Annotated in this window: 20 protein-coding genes; 8 read left to right on the top strand and 12 right to left on the bottom strand. The window is 63.9% G+C overall.

All coding sequences use genetic code 11. The annotated features are described in order from the left end of the window. The first annotated feature begins 45 nt into the window (after positions 1 to 45). From EN824_RS21655 to EN824_RS21665, 3 genes are all read left to right on the top strand, one after another. The gene (locus tag EN824_RS21655; RefSeq protein ID WP_127279474.1) at positions 46 to 1,212 is read left to right on the top strand and encodes a diphosphate--fructose-6-phosphate 1-phosphotransferase; all 1,167 of its coding nucleotides are present in this window, start codon (positions 46 to 48) and stop codon (positions 1,210 to 1,212) included. Between the two features lie 34 nt (positions 1,213 to 1,246). Continuing rightward, positions 1,247 to 1,966 carry an MBL fold metallo-hydrolase gene (locus tag EN824_RS21660; RefSeq protein ID WP_127279475.1) on the top strand — a complete coding sequence of 240 codons (720 nt, stop codon included), beginning with the start codon at positions 1,247 to 1,249 and terminating at the stop codon, positions 1,964 to 1,966. A gap of 188 nt (positions 1,967 to 2,154) precedes the next feature. Beyond that, positions 2,155 to 3,717 carry a DegQ family serine endoprotease gene (locus EN824_RS21665; protein WP_127871185.1) on the top strand — a complete coding sequence of 521 codons (1,563 nt, stop codon included), beginning with the start codon at positions 2,155 to 2,157 and terminating at the stop codon, positions 3,715 to 3,717. 53 nt (positions 3,718 to 3,770) lie between these two features. Here EN824_RS21665 and EN824_RS21670 read toward each other — a convergent pair whose 3' ends face one another. From EN824_RS21670 to hisB, 9 genes are all read right to left on the bottom strand, one after another. Then, entirely contained in the window at positions 3,771 to 5,363 is a 1,593-nt protein-coding gene (locus tag EN824_RS21670) for a hypothetical protein (protein ID WP_127871186.1), read from the bottom strand. A 120-nt stretch (positions 5,364 to 5,483) separates the two neighbouring features. Next, positions 5,484 to 6,443, bottom strand: coding sequence for a type I pantothenate kinase (gene coaA / locus EN824_RS21675; RefSeq protein ID WP_127871187.1), 960 nt, complete (start codon positions 6,441 to 6,443; stop codon positions 5,484 to 5,486). A 24-nt stretch (positions 6,444 to 6,467) separates the two neighbouring features. Next, positions 6,468 to 6,791 (bottom strand): phosphoribosyl-ATP diphosphatase, encoded by a 324-nt coding sequence (locus EN824_RS21680; RefSeq protein WP_127280828.1) that lies wholly within the window; start codon positions 6,789 to 6,791, stop codon positions 6,468 to 6,470. Positions 6,792 to 6,851: 60 nt separating this feature from the next. Continuing rightward, positions 6,852 to 7,646, bottom strand: a complete 795-nt coding sequence (hisF, locus tag EN824_RS21685; RefSeq protein ID WP_167531401.1) for an imidazole glycerol phosphate synthase subunit HisF — start codon at positions 7,644 to 7,646, stop codon at positions 6,852 to 6,854. Then, positions 7,643 to 8,479 carry an arginase family protein gene (locus EN824_RS21690; RefSeq protein ID WP_127871189.1) on the bottom strand — a complete coding sequence of 279 codons (837 nt, stop codon included), beginning with the start codon at positions 8,477 to 8,479 and terminating at the stop codon, positions 7,643 to 7,645. Before EN824_RS21690 ends, hisF begins: the two co-directional genes overlap by 4 nt. Further along, a complete protein-coding gene (gene hisA / locus EN824_RS21695) occupies positions 8,476 to 9,225 on the bottom strand; it encodes a 1-(5-phosphoribosyl)-5-[(5-phosphoribosylamino)methylideneamino]imidazole-4-carboxamide isomerase (RefSeq protein WP_135917604.1) in 750 nt (249 codons plus the stop codon). The genes EN824_RS21690 and hisA overlap by 4 nt, the downstream gene beginning before the upstream one ends. A 265-nt stretch (positions 9,226 to 9,490) precedes the next feature. Next, positions 9,491 to 10,141: an imidazole glycerol phosphate synthase subunit HisH gene (hisH, locus tag EN824_RS21705; protein WP_127871191.1), complete on the bottom strand. Its 651-nt coding sequence runs from the start codon at positions 10,139 to 10,141 to the stop codon at positions 9,491 to 9,493. 1 nt (position 10,142) lies between these two features. Then, positions 10,143 to 10,619: a DUF2628 domain-containing protein gene (locus tag EN824_RS21710; RefSeq protein ID WP_127871192.1), complete on the bottom strand. Its 477-nt coding sequence runs from the start codon at positions 10,617 to 10,619 to the stop codon at positions 10,143 to 10,145. Positions 10,620 to 10,623: 4 nt separating this feature from the next. Then, a complete protein-coding gene (gene hisB, locus EN824_RS21715; RefSeq protein WP_127871193.1) occupies positions 10,624 to 11,223 on the bottom strand; it encodes an imidazoleglycerol-phosphate dehydratase HisB in 600 nt (199 codons plus the stop codon). 232 nt (positions 11,224 to 11,455) lie between these two features. Between hisB and hslV the strand changes: the two genes are divergently transcribed. The 5 genes from hslV (at position 11,456) to EN824_RS21740 (ending at position 15,570) form a co-directional block, all read left to right on the top strand. Continuing rightward, positions 11,456 to 12,007, top strand: coding sequence for an ATP-dependent protease subunit HslV (gene hslV, locus EN824_RS21720; RefSeq protein ID WP_127279611.1), 552 nt, complete (start codon positions 11,456 to 11,458; stop codon positions 12,005 to 12,007). Further along, positions 11,997 to 12,515 (top strand): GNAT family N-acetyltransferase, encoded by a 519-nt coding sequence (locus tag EN824_RS21725; RefSeq protein WP_127871194.1) that lies wholly within the window; start codon positions 11,997 to 11,999, stop codon positions 12,513 to 12,515. Before hslV ends, EN824_RS21725 begins: the two co-directional genes overlap by 11 nt. An 8-nt stretch (positions 12,516 to 12,523) precedes the next feature. Further along, positions 12,524 to 13,123 (top strand): DUF2585 domain-containing protein, encoded by a 600-nt coding sequence (locus tag EN824_RS21730; RefSeq protein ID WP_127871195.1) that lies wholly within the window; start codon positions 12,524 to 12,526, stop codon positions 13,121 to 13,123. Between the two features lie 4 nt (positions 13,124 to 13,127). After that, positions 13,128 to 14,438 carry an ATP-dependent protease ATPase subunit HslU gene (gene hslU / locus EN824_RS21735; RefSeq protein ID WP_127871196.1) on the top strand — a complete coding sequence of 437 codons (1,311 nt, stop codon included), beginning with the start codon at positions 13,128 to 13,130 and terminating at the stop codon, positions 14,436 to 14,438. Between the two features lie 172 nt (positions 14,439 to 14,610). Further along, entirely contained in the window at positions 14,611 to 15,570 is a 960-nt protein-coding gene (locus EN824_RS21740; RefSeq protein ID WP_127871197.1) for a DUF1402 family protein, read from the top strand. Positions 15,571 to 15,745: 175 nt separating this feature from the next. Here EN824_RS21740 and EN824_RS21750 read toward each other — a convergent pair whose 3' ends face one another. The 3 genes from EN824_RS21750 to EN824_RS21760 are packed head-to-tail and all read right to left on the bottom strand — an operon-like array spanning position 15,746 to position 18,480. Next, positions 15,746 to 17,041, bottom strand: coding sequence for an FAD-dependent oxidoreductase (locus EN824_RS21750; protein WP_245511995.1), 1,296 nt, complete (start codon positions 17,039 to 17,041; stop codon positions 15,746 to 15,748). Positions 17,042 to 17,046: 5 nt separating this feature from the next. Beyond that, positions 17,047 to 17,361 carry a MocE family 2Fe-2S type ferredoxin gene (locus EN824_RS21755; RefSeq protein ID WP_127280380.1) on the bottom strand — a complete coding sequence of 105 codons (315 nt, stop codon included), beginning with the start codon at positions 17,359 to 17,361 and terminating at the stop codon, positions 17,047 to 17,049. A gap of 27 nt (positions 17,362 to 17,388) precedes the next feature. Next, positions 17,389 to 18,480 carry a fatty acid desaturase family protein gene (locus tag EN824_RS21760; RefSeq protein WP_135862720.1) on the bottom strand — a complete coding sequence of 364 codons (1,092 nt, stop codon included), beginning with the start codon at positions 18,478 to 18,480 and terminating at the stop codon, positions 17,389 to 17,391. Positions 18,481 to 18,588 lie beyond the last annotated feature (108 nt).

The following is an 18,588-nucleotide window of genomic DNA, read 5'->3' on the forward strand; positions in this document are numbered from 1 at the left end:
AGAAGACAGGCCAAGGTGCCTTGAAAACCTCGGGAGACGTCAGGAATGGCCGGAACTTTTGTTATCGCGCAGGGCGGCGGTCCTACCGCCGTCATCAACCAGACGGTGGTGGGCGCCACTCTGGAGATCCGCAAGCGACATCCCGGCGCCAAGGTGCTGGGCTCGATCCACGGCGTGCGCGGCATTCGTGACGGCAACTATGTCGACCTTTCGGCCATTCCCGAGGACCGGCTGCGGCTGATTGCCGGAACGCCGAGCGCGGCACTGGGCTCGACGCGCGACAAGCCGGATGCTGCCTATTGCGAGGTCATCCTGAAGGGCCTGCAGAAGGCGGGCGCCGACGCCTTCATCTACATTGGCGGCAACGACACCTCGGGCACGCAGCAGATCCTGACCGATGCCGCCGGCGGCAAGATCGCTTTCGTCCATGCGCCGAAAACCATCGACAACGATCTCGAGGAAAACGACCATACGCCGGGCTTCATCTCGGCGGCCGAATTCGTCGCCGGCGCCTTCCTGTCGGTCGACCTCGATTTTCGCGCGCTGCCCGGCATCTATGTCGGCATCGTCATGGGCCGGCATGCCGGCTTCCTGACCGCGGCCGCCGCGGCCTGGCAGCTCGACCCCGACAGCGGCCCGCATCTCGTCTACGTGCCGGAGCGGCCGTTCTCCGCCGCAGGCTTCATCGAGGACGTGCGCGCCACGCTCGACCGCCACAAGCGCTGTATCGTCGCCGTGTCGGAAGGCGTCAGCACCGCCGACGGCAAGGCGCTGGTCGAAAGCCTGGTGCCGGCGGACAAGCTCGAACGCGACCAGCACGGCAACGTCAAATTGTCGGGCAGCGACCTGCCTGCGGCGCTCGAACGGGCATTGGCCGAAGGGCTGCCGGGCAAGCGCGCCCGCGTCGACGCACTCGGCTACATGCCGCGCGGCTATGTCGGCGCCATCAGCGCGGTCGACGCGCAGGAGGCCTTCGATGCCGGCGCCTTCGCCGTCGGCGTCGCCGAACAGGGCGGCGGCTCGGTCGCGCTGCAGTATGATGGCAGCAAAATAGTGCTGAAGAAGGTGCCGCTGAAGAACGTCGCCGGCAAGACCCGGCACATGCCCGACGATTTCATGAAGTCCGACGCCAACCAACTGTCCGAGACCGGCATGGCCTATCTCAAGCGGCTGGTGCCGGAAAAATACAAGGTCGGAAAACCGTTCGTCTGATCTTGGGCTTGGAATTAATGCCCGGTCCCGCCTGATGGAAAACTGGTTCAGCAAGCGCATCGTCGACGACAGGACGATGATGCTGACCGAGCCGTTCGTGCACGACTATGTGCGCGCCAACATCTGGCATTTCACCGGTCGCGACGCCGACCTTCTGGTCGACACCGGCATGGGCATCTGTCCACTGGCGCCGCAGATAGAGACGCCCGCAGGCAAGCCGCTTCTGGTCGTCGCCACCCATATCCACCTCGACCATGTCGGCTCGCTGCACGAATTTCCGCTGCGGGCCGGGCCAAGGATGAGCGCGGCGCAATTCGAGAGCATGGATGAGGCCGCGACCTACGCCTACATGTTTCACGATCTCGAGGGCGCGGTTTCGAAGCTGCCCGAGCCGGGTTGGAAGTCGGCGGATTACAAGATCCCATCGGCGCCGCTGACGCGGACCCTTGACGAGGGCGACGTGGTCGACCTCGGCGACCGGCAATTTCGCGTGCTGCACCTTCCCGGCCACTCGCCGGATTCGATCGCGCTTTTCGACGAGGCCGATGGCCTGTTCTTTAGTGGCGACGCCATCTATGACGACACGCTGATCGACGATCTGCCGGATTCCGACAGGGGCGCTTATGCCAGCACGATGCGGCGCCTGCTCGACCTGCCGATCCGCATCGGCCATGGCGGCCACGGCCCGAGTTTCGACGGCAAGCGCATGCGTGAAATCGCGTCGGCCTATCTGCGATCCGTAAGCGCGCTCTGAATTAAATCTTCGTAAGGTCGGGCAAAAACCCTAATTCGGGCCATTCGGCACCCTAGATACCTCGTGTCGATCCGGCCGGCCGCCATGTACGGCGAGACAGGCCATCCCGGCCGTCGACACGCTGACGGGCGCCTTCTCCCAAGAGCCGCCCGAGGCGCCGGATCAACCCTCGCCCGGACAGAACGACCATGTCACCTCTTGGTATTCTTCGTAGGCATCGCGTCGCCGCCCTGCTGGGCGCCGCGCTGATCATCTCCCCCGCCGTCGTCTCCCTCGCTCAAAATGCCGGCAATGGCGGCTTGAGCAACGTCGCTGCGACGACGCAGACCCCTGTCGCAGGGATAACGGCTCCGAACGGATCGTTCGCGCCCATCGTGGCTTCGACCAAGCCCGCTGTCGTCACGGTCACGACAGTCATGAAGGCGCAACCGGATGCCATGAGCGAAGGTTCGCCTGAGAGTTCGCCCTTTGGCGGCAATTCGCCCTTCGACGACTATTTCCGCCAGTTCTTCGGCGATCAGGGCATGCCTGGTCCAAAGACGCCTCCGCAGCAACAGCAGTCGCAGCGCGCCGAGGCGCTCGGTTCGGGCTTCATCGTCAGCGCCGACGGCACCATCGTCACCAACAACCACGTCGTCGACGGCGCCTCCTCGATCAAGGTCACGCTCGACGACGGCACGGAGCTTCCGGCCAAGCTGGTCGGTCACGACGCCAAGAACGATCTCGCGGTGCTGAAGATCAAGGCCGGCAAGTCGCTGCCGACCGTGAAATGGGGCGACTCCGACAAGCTCATGACAGGCGACCAGGTGTTGGCGATCGGCAATCCGTTCGGCATCGGCACCACGGTCACGGCCGGCATTGTCTCGGCGCGTGGCCGTGACCTGCACAGCGGGCCGTTCGACGATTTCATTCAAATCGACGCGCCGATCAATCACGGCAATTCCGGCGGCCCGCTGGTGGATGTCAGCGGCAATGTCGTCGGCATCAACACGGCGATCTATTCGCCGAATGGCGGCAGCGTCGGTGTCGGCTTCGCCATTCCGTCGGACCAAGCAGAGAAGGTGGTTGCCAAGCTGATGAAGGGTGGCGACATCGAATACGGCTATCTCGGCGTCGAGATCCAGCCGGTCACCCCGGACGTGGCCAGCGCCATCGGGCTCGATCATCCCGCCGGCGCCTTGGTCTCGCAGGTCAATGACGGCTCGCCCGCGGCCAAGGCCGGTGTCGAGACCGGCGATGTCATAACCAGCTTCGCCGGACAGGACGTCAAGGATCCCAAGGATCTGTCGCGGGCTGTCGCCGACGTCGCGCCGGGTGCCAGGAAGACACTGGATGTCTGGCGCAAGGGCAAGGCCATGCGGATTTCCGTCGATGTCGGCCGCAACAGCGACGATGTGAAAACGGCATCCACCGGCGATTCCAGCGCGCCGGGGACAGAACAGGGCTCCCGCGCGCCGGCCATCGGCCTCGGCCTGATGGACATCACGCCCGACATCCGCCAGCAGATGAACCTGGCCGACAACGAGCGCGGCGCGGTGGTCGCCACCGTCAACCCGGACAAGGCCGCGGCCACCGCAGGCATCCAGCCGGGCGACATCATCGTCGCCGTCAACCAGGCGCCGGTGAAGAACGCCAGGCAGGTCACGCAAGCCATCGCGCAGGCCGGCAAGTCAGGCCGCAAGTCGGTGCTGCTGCTGGTCGAACGCGAGGGCAGCCAGATCTATGTCGCCGTCCCGTTCGCCAATGGCTGAACCGTGATCCCGCATTTCGCTCGTAGCAGGTTCGACGAACCTGCTACGAGCTGCTAGCGCGCGGCTGTATCGGCGCGGATGAGCACTGTCACCGAACCATTCTGGAGCAGCAAGCGGTAGCCCCGCAGCGCTTCTGCGACCGCGGGGTTGTCGCGAAGTGGCCTCGGCGGAGGGGGGTTGTCCGCGATCTTCAGCAATACCGGGGCACTGGGTACCGCCGTCCCATCGTCAAGGACGATGTCCGGCCGTTTGGTGGTCACTTCCTTCGCAATATCGAGAATGTATGTGTCCCGCAGTGCTTGCAGTTCCTTCCGTGTGACCGGATCCCTCCCCGCCTCGATCAGCAGCCCGGAATCCCTGACCATCCACGCGGAGGGGTGACGACCGACAAGGCGGCCACCGACCGCCCGCACGAGTGGGTTGCCGACCTGCAGCCGAGAGCCGATCGACATGACGGTGGGGCGATCGACGGCGATGGCGATGGCGGCTGTAGCCGCGTCCAGATCGCCGCGAGGCTGCAACAGCGCTGAGACCTGTCCCTGAAGGGCGATCAGTATCAAGAGAAGCAGGCCGAGCGCGGTTCCGGTCCTGGCCAAGATGGTCAGGTCCCGCCACGGCGGCCGCCGGACAAATTGGAGCAGGAACGCCAAGGCGCCAAATGTCAGGAACGGCAGCGCCTGATAGGTCCAACCCTTGCCCATCATGAGGAAAGCGGGGACATAAGCTGTCCCGGCCAGAAGCAGTATTTTCGCATCGCGATGAATACGGTCGGGGCGAGCCATTGCGAGCGTGGTCGCCGCCATTGCCAGGAACGCTTCGATCGGCCAGAGCGTCAACATATCAACGACCGGCGCGCGCATCGGCAGATAGACCTGACGCAGCAACGGCAAGACATCGGTGAAGAAGGGGCGCATGAAGACTGCGACCGCAGTCAGATAGATGACGGTCAAGATGCCGCCGACGATATTCTCCGTCGTCCAAAGCGGACGCAATGAGCGTCGTTGCAGCGCAACCACCAAGGCCGGCACCGCCAGCGCCAGCACACTGTAAGGAGGCTTGATCATGACGAAGACAGCGGCGCCTACACCCGCAACGATCTGCTCGGCAGCGCTGCCGGCGTGGAAGTCCACTCTGTGATCGCGCACCGAGAACAGAGCCAGCCATGGCAGCAAGGCAATGACGGAAATCTGCTCGCGTTGGCCGAAATCCAGCGGCAGCAGGAACAGCACGCAAAACACCGCGACCGGAGCGAGCCGGGCGTATCGCTTGAGCGATTCATCGGCCTGGATGAGAATGCGGGCCGAAAACCAGATTGAAGCAACCGCCAGCGCCGCCAGTCCAACGCTCAGCCAGAGTTCCGCCGCGAGCCCGGTCAGCCGCTCCATGACAAGGAAGGGCAGATAGAGCCAGGTTGAAAACGGCGGGTTGGCCTCGGCAATATCAACGTAAAGGCGTTCGCCATTGAGGACGCGGTCGCCGACCGTCAGCAGCCAGGAGACGTCGACATTGACCGGTAGAAGAAGCGAGGTGATGGTCGCATAGGCGACGATCAGCAACGTTGCAGCGGCCGGAGCACCGAGACGAGACGCGGCCTGGCTGGAATTCAAGCTTGCCGGCTTGCCCGGGGCAATGAGCGGCGCATCCATGCCAACGGCCTTCACCACAACAGCTGATATGGCGGAGTTCTAGCAACCAATCGGTTAAGGGCGTTCTAATCGGACGCCAGTCGCATCGAAACGGTTCGAGCGGAACCGTTTTCTGAAAGCCTAGAGCTTGCGCAGCGCCACTTCCTCGACCAGGTGGTCGGCGCCCTTGCGCAGGATCAAGTCGGCGCGGGCGCGCGTCGGCAGGATGTTCTCGCGCAGGTTCTTCAGGTTGATGTTGGTCCACAGGCCCTCGGCGATTGCCTTGGCCGCATCCTCCGACAGCCGCGAATAGCGATGGAAGAAGGAGTCCGGGTTGCGGAAGGCGGTCTCGCGCAGCCGCATGAAGCGGGAAATATACCACTGGTGGATCAGCTTCTCATCGGCATCGATATAGATGGCGAAGTCGAAGAAGTCCGACAGGAAAGGCACGATCTTGCCGTCCTGCGGCAGCTTGCCCGGCTGCAGCACGTTGATGCCTTCGAAGATCAGGATGTCGGGCCGGTCGATGGTGACGAACTCGCCGGGGATGACGTCATAGGTGAGGTGCGAATAGACCGGCGCGCGGACGTCGGGCAACGCCGACTTGATGCCCGAGAGGAAACGCAGCAGCGCGCCGACATCGTAGCTGTCGGGAAACCCCTTGCGCTCCATCAGGCTTTCGCGGCGCAGCACCTCATTGGGCAGCAGGAAGCCGTCGGTGGTGATGAGGTCGACCTTGGGGCTCGACGGCCATCGCGCCAGCAATTCCTTCAGCACGCGCGCCGTGGTCGATTTGCCGACCGCGACCGAACCGGCGATGCCGATGATGAACGGCGTCTTGGCGACATCGACGGCATTGAAGAAGGCCTGGCGCTGCCTGAAAAGAAGCTGGCTCGCCTCGACATGCGCCGACAAAAGCCGCGACAGCGACAGATAGATGCGCTTGACCTCTTCGAGGTCGACCGGGTCGTTGAGCGACCGCAGGCGGCGGAACTCGTCCTCGCTCAGCGTCAGCGGGGTGTCGGCGCGGAATTGCGACCATTGCTCGGCCGAGAAAAAGCGAAACGGGGAATATTTCTCGGTTGGCGCGAGCTGATCCATCGAGATACCTGCCCTCCCTCGCGGTCAGCCCTTGGGCCGTGACGCCTTCTCGGCGATGCCCGAACGCCCGGTGCGGCCTTCGAGCTCCCTGAGCACGTCGTTCAGCGGAACGCCCGCTATGCCGAGAACGACGAGCCAATGATATATGAGATCGGCGCTTTCCGAAACGAGGCCCTGTTTGTCGCCCTTGACGGCGGCAATCACGGTCTCGACCGCCTCCTCGCCGAGCTTCTGCGCCGCCTTGTCCATGCCGCGCGAAAACAGCTTGGCCGTCCATGAGTCCGGATCGCCGGAATGGGCGCGGTCGCTGACGATTTTTTCCAGGTCGGAGAGCGAAAACTCGGCCATGTCAGTCTATCTTCTTGTTTAAGCCTGCTCTTTTCCGAAAGCCGGTTCAAGGAACATGCTCTAGGACCTGTTTCCCAGCGAGTCCAGCCGCATCGGCAGGCCGGCCGCGGCCATATGCGCCTTGGCTTGCGCGATGGTGTAGGTGCCGAAGTGGAAGATGGAGGCCGCCAGAACAGCCCCTGCATGGCCGTCACGAATGCCTTCGACCATATGATCCAGCGTGCCGACGCCACCCGATGCGATGACTGGCGCACGCACCGCGTCCGATACCGCCCGGGTCAGCGCGATGTCGTAGCCGGCCTTGGTGCCATCGCGGTCCATCGAGGTCAACAGGATCTCGCCGGCGCCGCGATCGACCATTTTTCGCGCAAACTCGATGGCGTCGATGCCGGTCTTTTCGCGCCCGCCATGGGTGAAGATTTCCCAGCGGTCGGCTTCATTGGGCGCCGACACTTTCTTGGCGTCGATGGCGACGACGATGCACTGGTTGCCGAACTTGTCGGCGGCTTCGGCGACGAAATCCGGGTTCTTCACCGCGGCCGTGTTGATCGACACCTTGTCGGCGCCGGCCAGCAGCAATTTCCTGATGTCGGAGACCTGGCGCACGCCGCCGCCGACGGTCAGCGGCATGAAGCATTGTTCGGCGGTGCGGGCGATGACGTCGAAGATGGTCTCGCGATTGTCCGACGAAGCGGTGATGTCGAGAAAGCAGAGCTCGTCGGCGCCGGCGGCATCATAGGCCTTGGCTGCCTCCACCGGATCGCCGGCGTCGATGAGATCGACGAAATTGACGCCCTTGACGACACGGCCGTCCTTGACGTCGAGGCAAGGGATGACGCGGGCTTTCAGCATCAGCGGCCCTCTATCGTGGCAAGCAGATCGTTGAGCAACTGGCCGACCAGCGGCGGCACATCGGCCCGGGCATCGAAGGCCGGATCGTAAGCGGAAACGGTGATGCCGACGACCGGCACCGCAAGCGCCATGGCGCAGGCCGCGTGGCGCAGCTGCTCCGCACTCGGTCCGCCTGACGTGACATAGCGGTTGGCCTGCAGCGCCTTGGGATCATGCACGTCGAGATCGAGATGCATGTGCACGCTGTTGGCGCCGGCGGCCTTCAATTGTTCCGTCGCTTGCGCCACGCCGGGGCATTCCGTCCGGATGACCGGCAATGTTTCGAGAAGTTTTTCCTCCGCCGGATCGAGATCGCGGGCGTTGACGAGCACGCAGCGCGCGGGATCGATCGGCCTGAAGCCGGGAATGGCCGATGCCATCGGGCGCCAGCACAGGCCGAGCACCGTCGACAGCGCCATGCCGTCGAGAAAACCGTATACGGACGTCTCGGGCGTGTTGAGGTCGCCATGCTGGTCGGCCCAGATGATGGCGTCGGCGCCTTCGCCGGCGACCGCGCCGGCACTGGTCAGGCAGTTTCCGGCCAGCACGATGGGAAACCGCCCTCTGTCTCGGGCGATGCGGACCTCGCCCGAGACGGCGTTGCAGACGGCGAAACCCGTGGCGATCTCGCGCTCCTGGTCGTCACCGACCCTGCCGATATCTTCGACCGTGACGTCATGGCCGGCAAGGGTCAAGGCGTCGACCAGCCCGCCCGAGATCAGCGCGTCGGGCCCCTGGCCCATGCCGCCATGATAGTGGCCGCTGTCATAGGAGGCCAGGATGAGCGAAACCTTCACGACCGCGTCTCCGTCGCTGGCCTGCCCTGCAGGATGGCCAGCGCCTCTGCGGGATCGATGCGGCCGTCATAGAGCGCCCGGCCCGAGATGGCGCCTTCGAGCTTTTGTGCGTCGGGCATGGTCATGCGCACGATGTCGGCGATCGAAGCCAGCCCGCCGGAGGCGATGACCGGGATCGACACGGCGTCGGCGAGATCGATGGTGGCGTCCCAGTTGATGCCGGTCAGCACGCCGTCGCGGTCGATGTCGGTGTAGATGATGGCGGCCACGCCGGCGCCTTCGAATTTCCTGGCAAGTTCGATGACGCCGAGGCTCGACGCCTCGGCCCAGCCTTCGACGGCAACCTTGCCGGCCTTGGCATCGATGCCGACGGCGACCTTGCCCGGAAATGCCTTGCAGGCCTGCCTGACCAGATCGGGATCGCGCACCGCCACCGTGCCGAGGATGACGCGGGCCAGCCCACGGTCGAGCCAATCCTCGATCTGCTCCAGCGTGCGGATGCCGCCGCCGAGCTGTACGGGGTTCTTCGTCGCCTTCAGGATCGCGCCGACCGCGGCGCTGTTGACGCTCTGGCCCTGGAAAGCGCCGTTGAGGTCGACGACATGCAGCCACTCAAAACCCTGCTCTTCGAAGGCCTTGGCCTGCGCGGCCGGATCGTCATTGTAGATGGTCGCGGTCGCCATGTCGCCGTGCTTCAGGCGCACGCATTGGCCGTCCTTGAGGTCGATGGCTGGAAACAGGATCATACGGCTTGGGGCTCCTGGAACGTTTGGGCGCCCGAATTGGCCGGTGGAGCGCTGCGATCCATCACAGGTCCGCGCTGCCCCTCATCGCCCTGCCGGGCACTTCTCCCCGTATAGAGACGGGGAGAAGGGGGCAGTTCCGGCCTCGTCGCCTCTTTCAGAATTGTCGAAAACATCGAAGACAGCGTTTTTCTCCCCGTCCTTATACGGGGAGAAATGTCCGGCAGGACAATGAGGGGCAGCGCCAACGGTCGGTGCGGATGGCTCATCAGGGCCTCCAGCGCAGGAAATTCGTGATCAGCGCCAGGCCCAGCGCCTGGCTCTTTTCAGGATGGAACTGCGTGCCGGCCAGATTGTCGCGGGCGACCGTGGCGGTCACCGGGCCGCCATAGTCGGCAACCGCAAGGACCTCGTCGGAGTTTTTCGCATCGAGATGGTAGGAGTGGACGAAATAGGCATGCAGCCCGTCTGGCCCGGTCGGAATGCCGGAAAACAGCGGGTGCCGACGCCTCAATTCGATCGTGTTCCAGCCGATCTGCGGAATCTTCAGCGCCGGATCGGCAGGCTGGATCTCCTTGACGTCACCCGATATCCAGCCGAAGCCGTTGGTGATGGTCTTCTCGAGGCCGCGCTGCGACATCAGCTGCATGCCTACGCAAATGCCCAGGAAAGGCCGGCCCTTGGCGATGGCGACCTCCTCGACCGCCTCCCACATGCCCTCGACGGCGCGCAGGCCGGCCGCGCAATCGGCGTAAGCGCCGACGCCGGGCAGGACGATGCGGTCCGCGGTGCGCACACGGTCGGCATCGGCCGTCAGGTCGATCTCGGCCGCGATGCCGGCCTCACGCGCGGCGCGCTCGAAAGCCTTGGTGGCCGAGCGCAGATTGCCCGAACCGTAATCGATGATCGCAACGCGCATCTCAGCGCCGTCCCGGAATGTGGGTCAGCCCCAGCGCCATGCCGGGCTGCGCCGGGCGCGCCAGAGCGGCATCCGGAACGATGCGCGGCGCGGGTGCCGCTTCATCCGAAAGACCTTCGATCTCAAGGGCATAGCGCATGTCGGCGTCCCCGAGCCGACCGGCCTCGACGACGCCCCATTCATGCCAGCCGCGGCGGCGCATCGCCGCGATGCGCAATCCCTGGCCCTCCAGGCCGACATAGAGCGAGACGAGCAGCGACAGCAGCGAGCCGGCGACGCCGAGGCCAAGTTTCTGACCAAGCATCGAAAGCACGCCCATGATGACAAAGGCCAGCGCCGCTTCGACCCACAGCCGGTGCCAGGCAAGCCACAGCGGCGGCACCAGCAGGCCGAGCCAGGTGAAGCCGTCGCGGACCAACGTCGTCATGTCGACTTTCTCGCTGCGGCCAGGTGGCTCCATCACGACATAGGCGGTCATGAGGCTATCCCTTCAAAGAACCCTTGGTGGAGGGAACCGCGTCGGGCTGGCGCGGATCGCGCTCGAGCGCGGCGCGCAGCGCGCGCGCCACCGCCTTGAAGCAGGTCTCGGCGATATGATGGTTGTTGGCGCCATAGTGGTTGGTGACATGCAGCGTGATGCCGGCATTCTGCGCCAGCGCCTGGAAGAACTCACGCACCAGTTCGGTGTCGAAGGTGCCGATCTTGGGCGACGAGAACGAAACGTTCCAGACCAGGAAGGGGCGGCCCGAGACGTCGATCGCCGCACGCGTCAGCGTCTCGTCCATGGCAAGGTCGATCGAGGCATAGCGCATGATGCCGCGCCGCTCGCCCAACGCCTTGGTCAAGGCCTGGCCGAGCGCGATGCCGGTGTCCTCGACCGTGTGGTGGTCGTCTATGTGCAGGTCGCCCTTGGCCCTGACGGTCATGTCGATCAGCGAATGGCGGGAAAGCTGGTCCAGCATATGGTCGAAGAAGCCGACGCCGGTGGCGATGTCCGATTTGCCGGAGCCGTCGACATGGATCGACACCGAGATGTCGGTTTCCCTGGTCTTGCGGCTTGCATCGGCGGAACGGGGCGCCATCACTCTATCCTTGTGCCAGTGGTTCAGACCGCGACCGGTTCACGGGCCTCAAGCGCTCGCTGGCTTGAAAACGAGAGCCTTCTAGCAGCATGATCCGGCGATTGCCAGTTGCGATCCCGGCCGCTATCGAGCGGTTTGCAATCATTGGCCCCATGCATACATATGGCCGATCAAAGTCACTCGTACCGCGCCAAATCGCCTTTTAAAGGGATGGCGCTGCTCGGAGCAGGAAATGTCCAATGAATTGACCATGCATGCCACGACGATCGTGACCGTGCGCAAGGGCAACAAGGTGGTGATCGCCGGCGACGGCCAGGTCAGCCTTGGCCAGACCATCATGAAGGGCAATGCCCGCAAAGTGCGCCGCATCGGCAAGGGCGGCAATGTGATTGCTGGCTTTGCCGGTGCCACCGCCGATGCCTTCACGCTGCTGGAGCGGCTCGAAGCAAAGCTCGAACAGTATCCTGACCAACTCACCCGCGCGTGCGTCGAGCTCGCCAAGGACTGGCGCACCGACCGCTATCTGCGCCGGCTGGAGGCGATGATGCTGGTTGCCGACAAGTCGGTCTCGCTGGCACTGACGGGCAATGGTGACGTGCTGGAGCCCGAACATGGCGTCATGGCCATCGGTTCGGGCGGCAATTACGCTCTGGCCGCGGCGCGCGCGCTGATGGACACCGACAAGGATGCCGAGGAGATCGCCCGCAAGGCGATGCAGATCGCCTCCGACATCTGCGTCTACACCAACAACAATTTCGTCGTCGAAACGCTCGATGCCGCCTGAGAGGGTGGTGCCCTACGATTTTCGGCCGGTGACCAAAAAGGACCTGCCGATGATCGCCGGCTGGCTGGCCGAGCCGCATGTCGCCGAGTGGTGGGACGATCCGGAGACGGAAATCGCAGAGATTGCCGATCACATAGACAGCATTTCCGTCGAGCCGCTGATCGTGGAGCTCGACGGCAAGCCGATCGCTTATCTCCAAAGCTACGACCCCCATATGGAGGACGATCATCCCTATTCCGATCAGCCGTTCGGCACGCTCGGCATTGATCTTTCGATCGGCCGGCCGGAACTGGTCGGCATCGGCCATGGCTCGGCGATCGTGCGCCAGTTCGTCGAAGACCTGTTCGAGGAAGGCGTGCCGCGCGTCATCATCGACCCCGATCCCGCCAACATCAGGGCCATTCGCGCCTATGAAAAGGCGGGATTTCGGGCCATTGATCGCAGGCAATCGATCTATGGCGACGTCGTGCTGATGGCGATCGACGCCGAAGACGCGCAAGAGGGGTAATCCAGGGCATGGCCACATCCAGCGACGACAAGAGCCTTTCTGCTTACGAGGATAGCTGGCGGATGGGGCTGCTGATCGTCGCCGGCCTGCTCGTCGCCCAGGCCGTCACGCTCTACCTGATGGGCCATCCGCCGATCTGTACCTGCGGTTATGTCAAGCTGTGGCATGGCGTGGTGAACAGTTCGGAGAATTCCCAGCACATTTCGGACTGGTACACCTTTTCCCACATCATCCACGGCTTCCTGTTCTATGCGCTGGCCCGGTTCCTGTTCCCGCGCTCGCCGATCGGCTTGCGGCTGGCATTCGCCGTCCTCATCGAGGGCGGCTGGGAAATCCTCGAAAACAGCCCGTTCATCATCGAGCGCTACCGCGCCGGCACCATCTCGCTCGATTATTACGGGGACAGCATCATCAATTCGGTGTCCGACACACTGGCCATGGTGCTGGGATTTGTGATGGCGCGAAGGCTACCTATATGGGTGATCGTCAGCCTCGCCATCCTCTTCGAACTGGGTACCGGCTATCTCATCCGGGACAATCTGACGCTCAACGTGATCATGCTGCTGCATCCGTTCGAGGCCATCAAGCAGTGGCAAAGTGGAATTTAGTGATATGAGCACATTTTCTCCCCGCGAAATCGTTTCGGAACTCGACCGCTTCATCATCGGCCAGAAGGACGCCAAGCGCGCCGTGGCCATCGCCTTGCGCAACCGCTGGCGCCGCCAGCAGCTCGAAGGCCAGATGCGCGAAGAGGTGATGCCGAAGAATATCCTGATGATCGGCCCGACAGGCGTCGGCAAGACCGAGATCTCGCGCCGCCTGGCGCGGCTGGCCGGCGCGCCGTTCGTCAAGGTCGAGGCGACCAAATTCACCGAAGTCGGCTATGTCGGCCGCGACGTCGAGCAGATCATCCGCGACCTGGTCGAGATCGCCATCGGCCTGGTGCGCGAGAAGATGCGAGAGGACGTCAAGGCGCGCGCCCATGTCAACGCCGAGGAGCGTGTACTGGAAACTCTAGTCGGCAAGACGGCGAGCCCGGCGACGCGCGACAGCTTCCGCAAGAAACTGCGCGACGGCGAACTCGACGACAAGGAAATCGAGATCGAGGTGGCCGACACCGGCAATGGCGGCATGCCCGGCTTCGAGATTCCCGGCATGCCGGGCGCTAATATCGGCGTGCTCAACATCAACGACATGCTGTCGAAGGCGATGGGCGGCAAGAAGACCAAGCTGCGCAAGACCACGGTGAAGGAATCCTACGACCTGCTGGTCGCAGACGAGTCCGACAAGCTGCTCGACCAGGACGAGGTGGTGCGCCGGGCGCTGGACGCGGCGGAGAATGACGGCATCGTCTTCCTCGACGAGATCGACAAGATCGCGGCCAGGTCTGACATTTCGGGCGGCCCTTCGCGTGAAGGCGTGCAGCGTGATCTGCTGCCGCTGGTCGAAGGCACCACGGTGGCGACCAAATACGGGCCGTTGAAGACGGATCACATCCTGTTCATCGCGTCGGGCGCATTCCACGTCTCGAAGCCGTCCGACCTGCTGCCGGAATTGCAGGGACGCCTGCCGATCCGCGTCGAGCTGCGTGCGCTGGAGAAGGAGGACTTCGTCCGTATCCTGACCGAGACCGAGGCCAGCCTGATCAAGCAGTATATCGCGCTGATGAAGACCGAGGGCGTCGAGCTCACCTTCACCGACGACGCCATCGATTCGCTCGCCGGCGTCGCCGTCGACCTCAACGCCAGTATCGAGAATATCGGCGCGAGGCGGCTGCAGACGGTGATGGAGCGGGTGCTGGACGAGATCTCCTACGATGCGCCCGACCGCAACGGCACGGCCGTCACAATCGACGCTGCCTATGTCCAGAAGCATGTCGGCGACCTCTCCAGAAACACGGATCTGTCGCGGTTCATCCTTTGAACGGCAGCGCCGGACCGTTCCGGCGCGGGATCCGGTGACACCTTCCGGCAGGAGCCATGTGTGGCCAGATGGTACCATCTGGCCACCTTTCGTCTCGCCGGATGATGACGCGCTCTCGACTCAACCAAGAGCAATACCCTAGTTTGCGCGGCAATTCTCTAGGCGGCGGCGCATGAAAAAACTCATCCTGGTCATTCTCGGCTTGACGCTGGCGGCGACGCTGTTCGCCGCCGATGCGGCGACATTGGTGCCGGCGGGAAACCGCAATGCCGAGCAGCCGGACATTCCCGGCGCCTCAAGCCGACGCACGCAGGCGACCAACACCACCTTCCAGGCGAAGTACCGCAAGGTCTACGCGCTGCTGCAGAACGACGCCGATCTGCGCGCCAAGATCAAGAAGGCGGCAAGCGCCTATGGCATCGACCCCTTGCATATCGTTGGCGCCATCGTCGGCGAGCACACCTACAATGTCGACGCCTATGACCGACTGCAGACCTACTACGTCAAGGCGATCTCCTATCTCTCGAGCAAGCTCTCCTTCGCCTATGACGGCGAGGACATCACCGATTTCGTGCAGCGACCGGAATTCAAGAAATGCGCCGCGATTTCGGACAGCTACGATCTGTGGGAATGCCGCGAACAGGTCTGGAACCGTTCGTTTCGCGGCAAGACAGTCGGCGGCGAGGATTTCCCCGACAACCGTTTCGGCGCCACCTTCTTCCAGCCCTACTATGCCGGCCAGACCTTCGGCCTCGGCCAGCTCAACCCGTTGACCGCCCTGCAGATGAGCGACCTCGTGCACAAGGTGTCCGGCTTGCCGAAGCTCGACGTCTCCGATCCCAACTCGGTCTACAAGACCATCATGGATCCGGACCTGACGCTGCCATATGTCGCGGCGACGATCAGGAAGTCGATCGACGCCTATAAGAGCATCGCCGGCTTCGACATTTCGGGCAATCCAGGACTGACCGCCACGCTCTACAATGTCGGCAATCCGGAGCAGCGCGCCTATGCGCTGAAGGCTGAAAACGGCAAGCGCCGCGCCGCCGGCGAGCCGGAGAAGCTGCCGGAAGAGAATTATTACGGCTGGCTGGTCAACGACAAGCTGCCGGAGCTCAGGGCGCTGTTCTAGCGGCTCCGGCGTGGTGGCATTAGCTCGTTGACGCCTGGGCCGCCCCTCATTGTCCTGCCGGACATTTCTCCCCGTATAGTGACGGGGAGAAAGATGCTGATATCAATGATTTCGCCAATTTTTAGCGGTGCATGATGAATTGCGGCGAGGGTGCCACAGCTCCCTTCTCCCCGTTCTACGGGGACAAGATGCCCGCAGGCAGATGAGGGGCGGCGCCGCCATCGGCGAGCCGATGTGACCGTTCAGGCGCCAGCAACGCCTTCAGCTTGACGTCAGGCGATCCCAGCGCCTCCACCGACGGCTTCGCTCGCTTGCCGATCAGCATTTCGGCGAGCCTTATGTCGCGGGCCACCGCATTGCCCGGGCCGATGCCGCTGGCCGCCACCAGCCTGCCTTCCTCGGCCAGATGAAACAGGATGAAGGCGCCGTCACTGAGATCGCGACGCACCGTGCTGCGGCCTTCGTCGGAAAGTCCGGCGATCTGTAGGGACAGGCCATATTGATCCGACCAGAACCACGGCACCGCCGCATGCGCCTCGCCGGCGCCAAGCATGTTCCTGGCCCCCAGCGCGCCCTGTTCCTGCGCATTGCGCCAGGCTTCCAGCCGCACGCGGCGGCCGCCATAGACGGCGAGCGGAAACGAGCAGCAATCGCCGGCGGCGAAGATGTCGGGATCGCTGCTGCGCAGCTCGGCGTCGACTGCGATGCCATTTTCGATGGCCAGGCCGGCTTCCGCCGCGAGCCCGGTCACGGGCACGGCGCCGATGCCGATGACGGCGAGGTCGGCTGATATCTCGCGCCCGCCGGCAAGCATCACTCGCACCTCCTTGCCGTCGTCGGCGATGGAGGCGATGCCTTGCCCGCAGACCACGTCGACACCCTCGGCGACATGCGCTTTGTGAATGATTTCGGCGATCTCGGCCGGAACGCCACGCATCAGGATGCGCGGCTGCGCCTCGATGACGGTGACCGAAGCGCCGAGCTTGCGCGCCGCCGCGGCAAGCTCGAGGCCGATGAAGCCGCCGCCGATGACGGCGATGCGGTTGCCGGCACGAAGATGGGCGCGAATGGCCAGCGCGTCGGCGAAGGTTCTGAGATAGACGCAGCGCCCGCCAAGGCCAGGCATCGGCAGCTTGCGCGGCGTCGAGCCGGTGGCGAGCAGCAGCTTGTCGTAGGGCAGCGCCGAGCCGTCGGACAGGCGCACCGTGTGCGCCGCGCGATCGATAGCCACGGCCTGGACGGAATGGATATGCCGGATCGATTTTTCGGCCAGCACCTCGTCGCTGGCGATCGCCTTGATTGCCGGCGCGTCGCTGGCCATCGCCTCCTTGGACAAAGGCGGCCTCTCATAGGGCAGATGCGGCTCGTCGCCGACCAGCGTCACCGGCCCGTCATAGCCGAGATCGCGCAAGGCGAGTGCGGCCCGACCGCCGCATTCCCCGGCTCCGATGATCACCATCCCGCGTGCCATGCCGGTCACCCGATCTGAACGAGGACTTTGCCGGCGTCGACCTTGACCGGATAGGTCTTGATGTTGACGCAGACCGGCGCGCCCCTGGCCGCGCCGGTCTTGTAGTTGAAGCGGCCATTGTGCTTGGGACATTCGATGATGTCATCCATCACCAGCCCGTCGGCGAGATGCACCTTCTCATGCGTGCAAAGTCCGTCGGTGGCGAAATACTCGTCGTCCGGGCTGCGATAGATGGCGAAGGTGCGCCCGCCATGATCGAAGCGCATCACGTCCTCTTCATCGATGTCACCGGCGGCGCACGCCTCGACCCAATCGCTCATTCAGTCCTCCCCTGGAGCCGTTCGATGTCATTCCGCCGCCGTGGCGACGGCGTCGTTGTGGAATTCCTCGCGGTATGGCCTGGCGGTCGGCGGCAGCTCGCGCTTGAGGAAATAATCCTCGTTGCGCAGCTGGCGGCGGAAGACCGGGATCATCTCGCGGTACCCGGCCAGGATCGATCGCGTCGGTGCCGGCAGATCGTGCTTGATCAGCGCATGCAGCCTGGGCAGCGCATGGTAGGGCACCATCGGGAACATGTGATGCTCGACGTGGTAGTTCATGTTCCAGTAGATGAAGCGGCTGATCGGGTTCATGTAGACGGTGCGGCTGTTCAGCCGGTGATCGGTGACGTTCTCGGCCAGCCCGCCATGCTGCAGCAGGCCGACCATGACATGATGCCAGGCACCGTAGAGCCTGGGCAGGCCGACCAGCATCAAGGGCAGGAACGATCCGGTGTAGAGCGCCAGCGCGATGGTCGCGGCATAGATCGCCGTCCAGATGCGGGCAATGCGGATCGCCTTCTGCTGTTCCTGCTCGGGAATGAAGGTCTTCTCGGCCGCGCTGATGTTGCCGGCGGCGTTGCGCAGCATGTCTGACATCGCGTGCCAGGCGTCGAGCACGCCGACAAAACCGAGGACGAGGCGCACCAGGTCCGGCGGCCGCATGACCGAAATCTCAGGGTCGCGGCCGACGATGATGGTGTCGGTGTGATGGCGCGTGTGGCTCCAGCGCCAGGTCACCGGATTGCGCATGATCATGAAGCAGGCGACCTGATAGACCGCATCATTCATCCACTGCGTGCGGAACGCCGTGCCGTGGCCGCATTCGTGCCAGCGTGAATCGGTGGATGAGCCGTAGAGCACACCATAGGCGAAGAAGAACGGTACGCACCACCAGCTGCCCCAGAACCAGGCGCCGCCGGCGCCGCTGATGGCGAGGGCGGCCAGCCAGATCGCCGTGTCGCGGATCGCCGGACCATCGGAGCGCTGCATCAGCTCCTTTATCTGCTTGCGGGGAATGTCGGTGTGATACCACTCGGCCGCCGACAGGCCGTTTTCGACGGCAAGTCGGGCGTCGCGGCCGATCAGGCTATAATCACGCCGGGACGGCGCTGCGGTCATGATTGCCTCCCAAGGCAGGGGCATTCGCCATGCGAATGCCGATCACCACTGGTTTCATGCCTAGAAATAACGCCGCGCCATGATAGACTCAACGTCACAAAGATAGTT

This window comes from Mesorhizobium sp. M8A.F.Ca.ET.181.01.1.1 (genome assembly GCF_004792025.1).
Classification (GTDB): domain Bacteria; phylum Pseudomonadota; class Alphaproteobacteria; order Rhizobiales; family Rhizobiaceae; genus Mesorhizobium.

What these genes read in the sequence shown, in the direction of transcription:
- EN824_RS21655 (WP_127279474.1), top strand. Translation starts at nt 46, where the DNA reads ATGGCCGGAACTTTTGTTATCGCGCAGGGCGGCGGTCCTACCGCCGTC.
- EN824_RS21660 (WP_127279475.1), top strand. Translation starts at nt 1,247, where the DNA reads ATGGAAAACTGGTTCAGCAAGCGCATCGTCGACGACAGGACGATGATG.
- EN824_RS21665 (WP_127871185.1), top strand. Translation starts at nt 2,155, where the DNA reads ATGTCACCTCTTGGTATTCTTCGTAGGCATCGCGTCGCCGCCCTGCTG.
- EN824_RS21670 (WP_127871186.1), bottom strand. Translation starts at nt 5,363, where the DNA reads ATGGATGCGCCGCTCATTGCCCCGGGCAAGCCGGCAAGCTTGAATTCC.
- coaA (WP_127871187.1), bottom strand. Translation starts at nt 6,443, where the DNA reads ATGGATCAGCTCGCGCCAACCGAGAAATATTCCCCGTTTCGCTTTTTC.
- EN824_RS21680 (WP_127280828.1), bottom strand. Translation starts at nt 6,791, where the DNA reads ATGGCCGAGTTTTCGCTCTCCGACCTGGAAAAAATCGTCAGCGACCGC.
- hisA (WP_135917604.1), bottom strand. Translation starts at nt 9,225, where the DNA reads ATGATCCTGTTTCCAGCCATCGACCTCAAGGACGGCCAATGCGTGCGC.
- hisH (WP_127871191.1), bottom strand. Translation starts at nt 10,141, where the DNA reads ATGCGCGTTGCGATCATCGATTACGGTTCGGGCAATCTGCGCTCGGCC.
- EN824_RS21710 (WP_127871192.1), bottom strand. Translation starts at nt 10,619, where the DNA reads ATGACCGCCTATGTCGTGATGGAGCCACCTGGCCGCAGCGAGAAAGTC.
- hisB (WP_127871193.1), bottom strand. Translation starts at nt 11,223, where the DNA reads ATGGCGCCCCGTTCCGCCGATGCAAGCCGCAAGACCAGGGAAACCGAC.
- hslV (WP_127279611.1), top strand. Translation starts at nt 11,456, where the DNA reads ATGTCCAATGAATTGACCATGCATGCCACGACGATCGTGACCGTGCGC.
- EN824_RS21725 (WP_127871194.1), top strand. Translation starts at nt 11,997, where the DNA reads ATGCCGCCTGAGAGGGTGGTGCCCTACGATTTTCGGCCGGTGACCAAA.
- EN824_RS21730 (WP_127871195.1), top strand. Translation starts at nt 12,524, where the DNA reads ATGGCCACATCCAGCGACGACAAGAGCCTTTCTGCTTACGAGGATAGC.
- hslU (WP_127871196.1), top strand. Translation starts at nt 13,128, where the DNA reads ATGAGCACATTTTCTCCCCGCGAAATCGTTTCGGAACTCGACCGCTTC.
- EN824_RS21740 (WP_127871197.1), top strand. Translation starts at nt 14,611, where the DNA reads ATGAAAAAACTCATCCTGGTCATTCTCGGCTTGACGCTGGCGGCGACG.
- EN824_RS21750 (WP_245511995.1), bottom strand. Translation starts at nt 17,041, where the DNA reads ATGGCACGCGGGATGGTGATCATCGGAGCCGGGGAATGCGGCGGTCGG.
- EN824_RS21755 (WP_127280380.1), bottom strand. Translation starts at nt 17,361, where the DNA reads ATGAGCGATTGGGTCGAGGCGTGCGCCGCCGGTGACATCGATGAAGAG.
- EN824_RS21760 (WP_135862720.1), bottom strand. Translation starts at nt 18,480, where the DNA reads ATGACCGCAGCGCCGTCCCGGCGTGATTATAGCCTGATCGGCCGCGAC.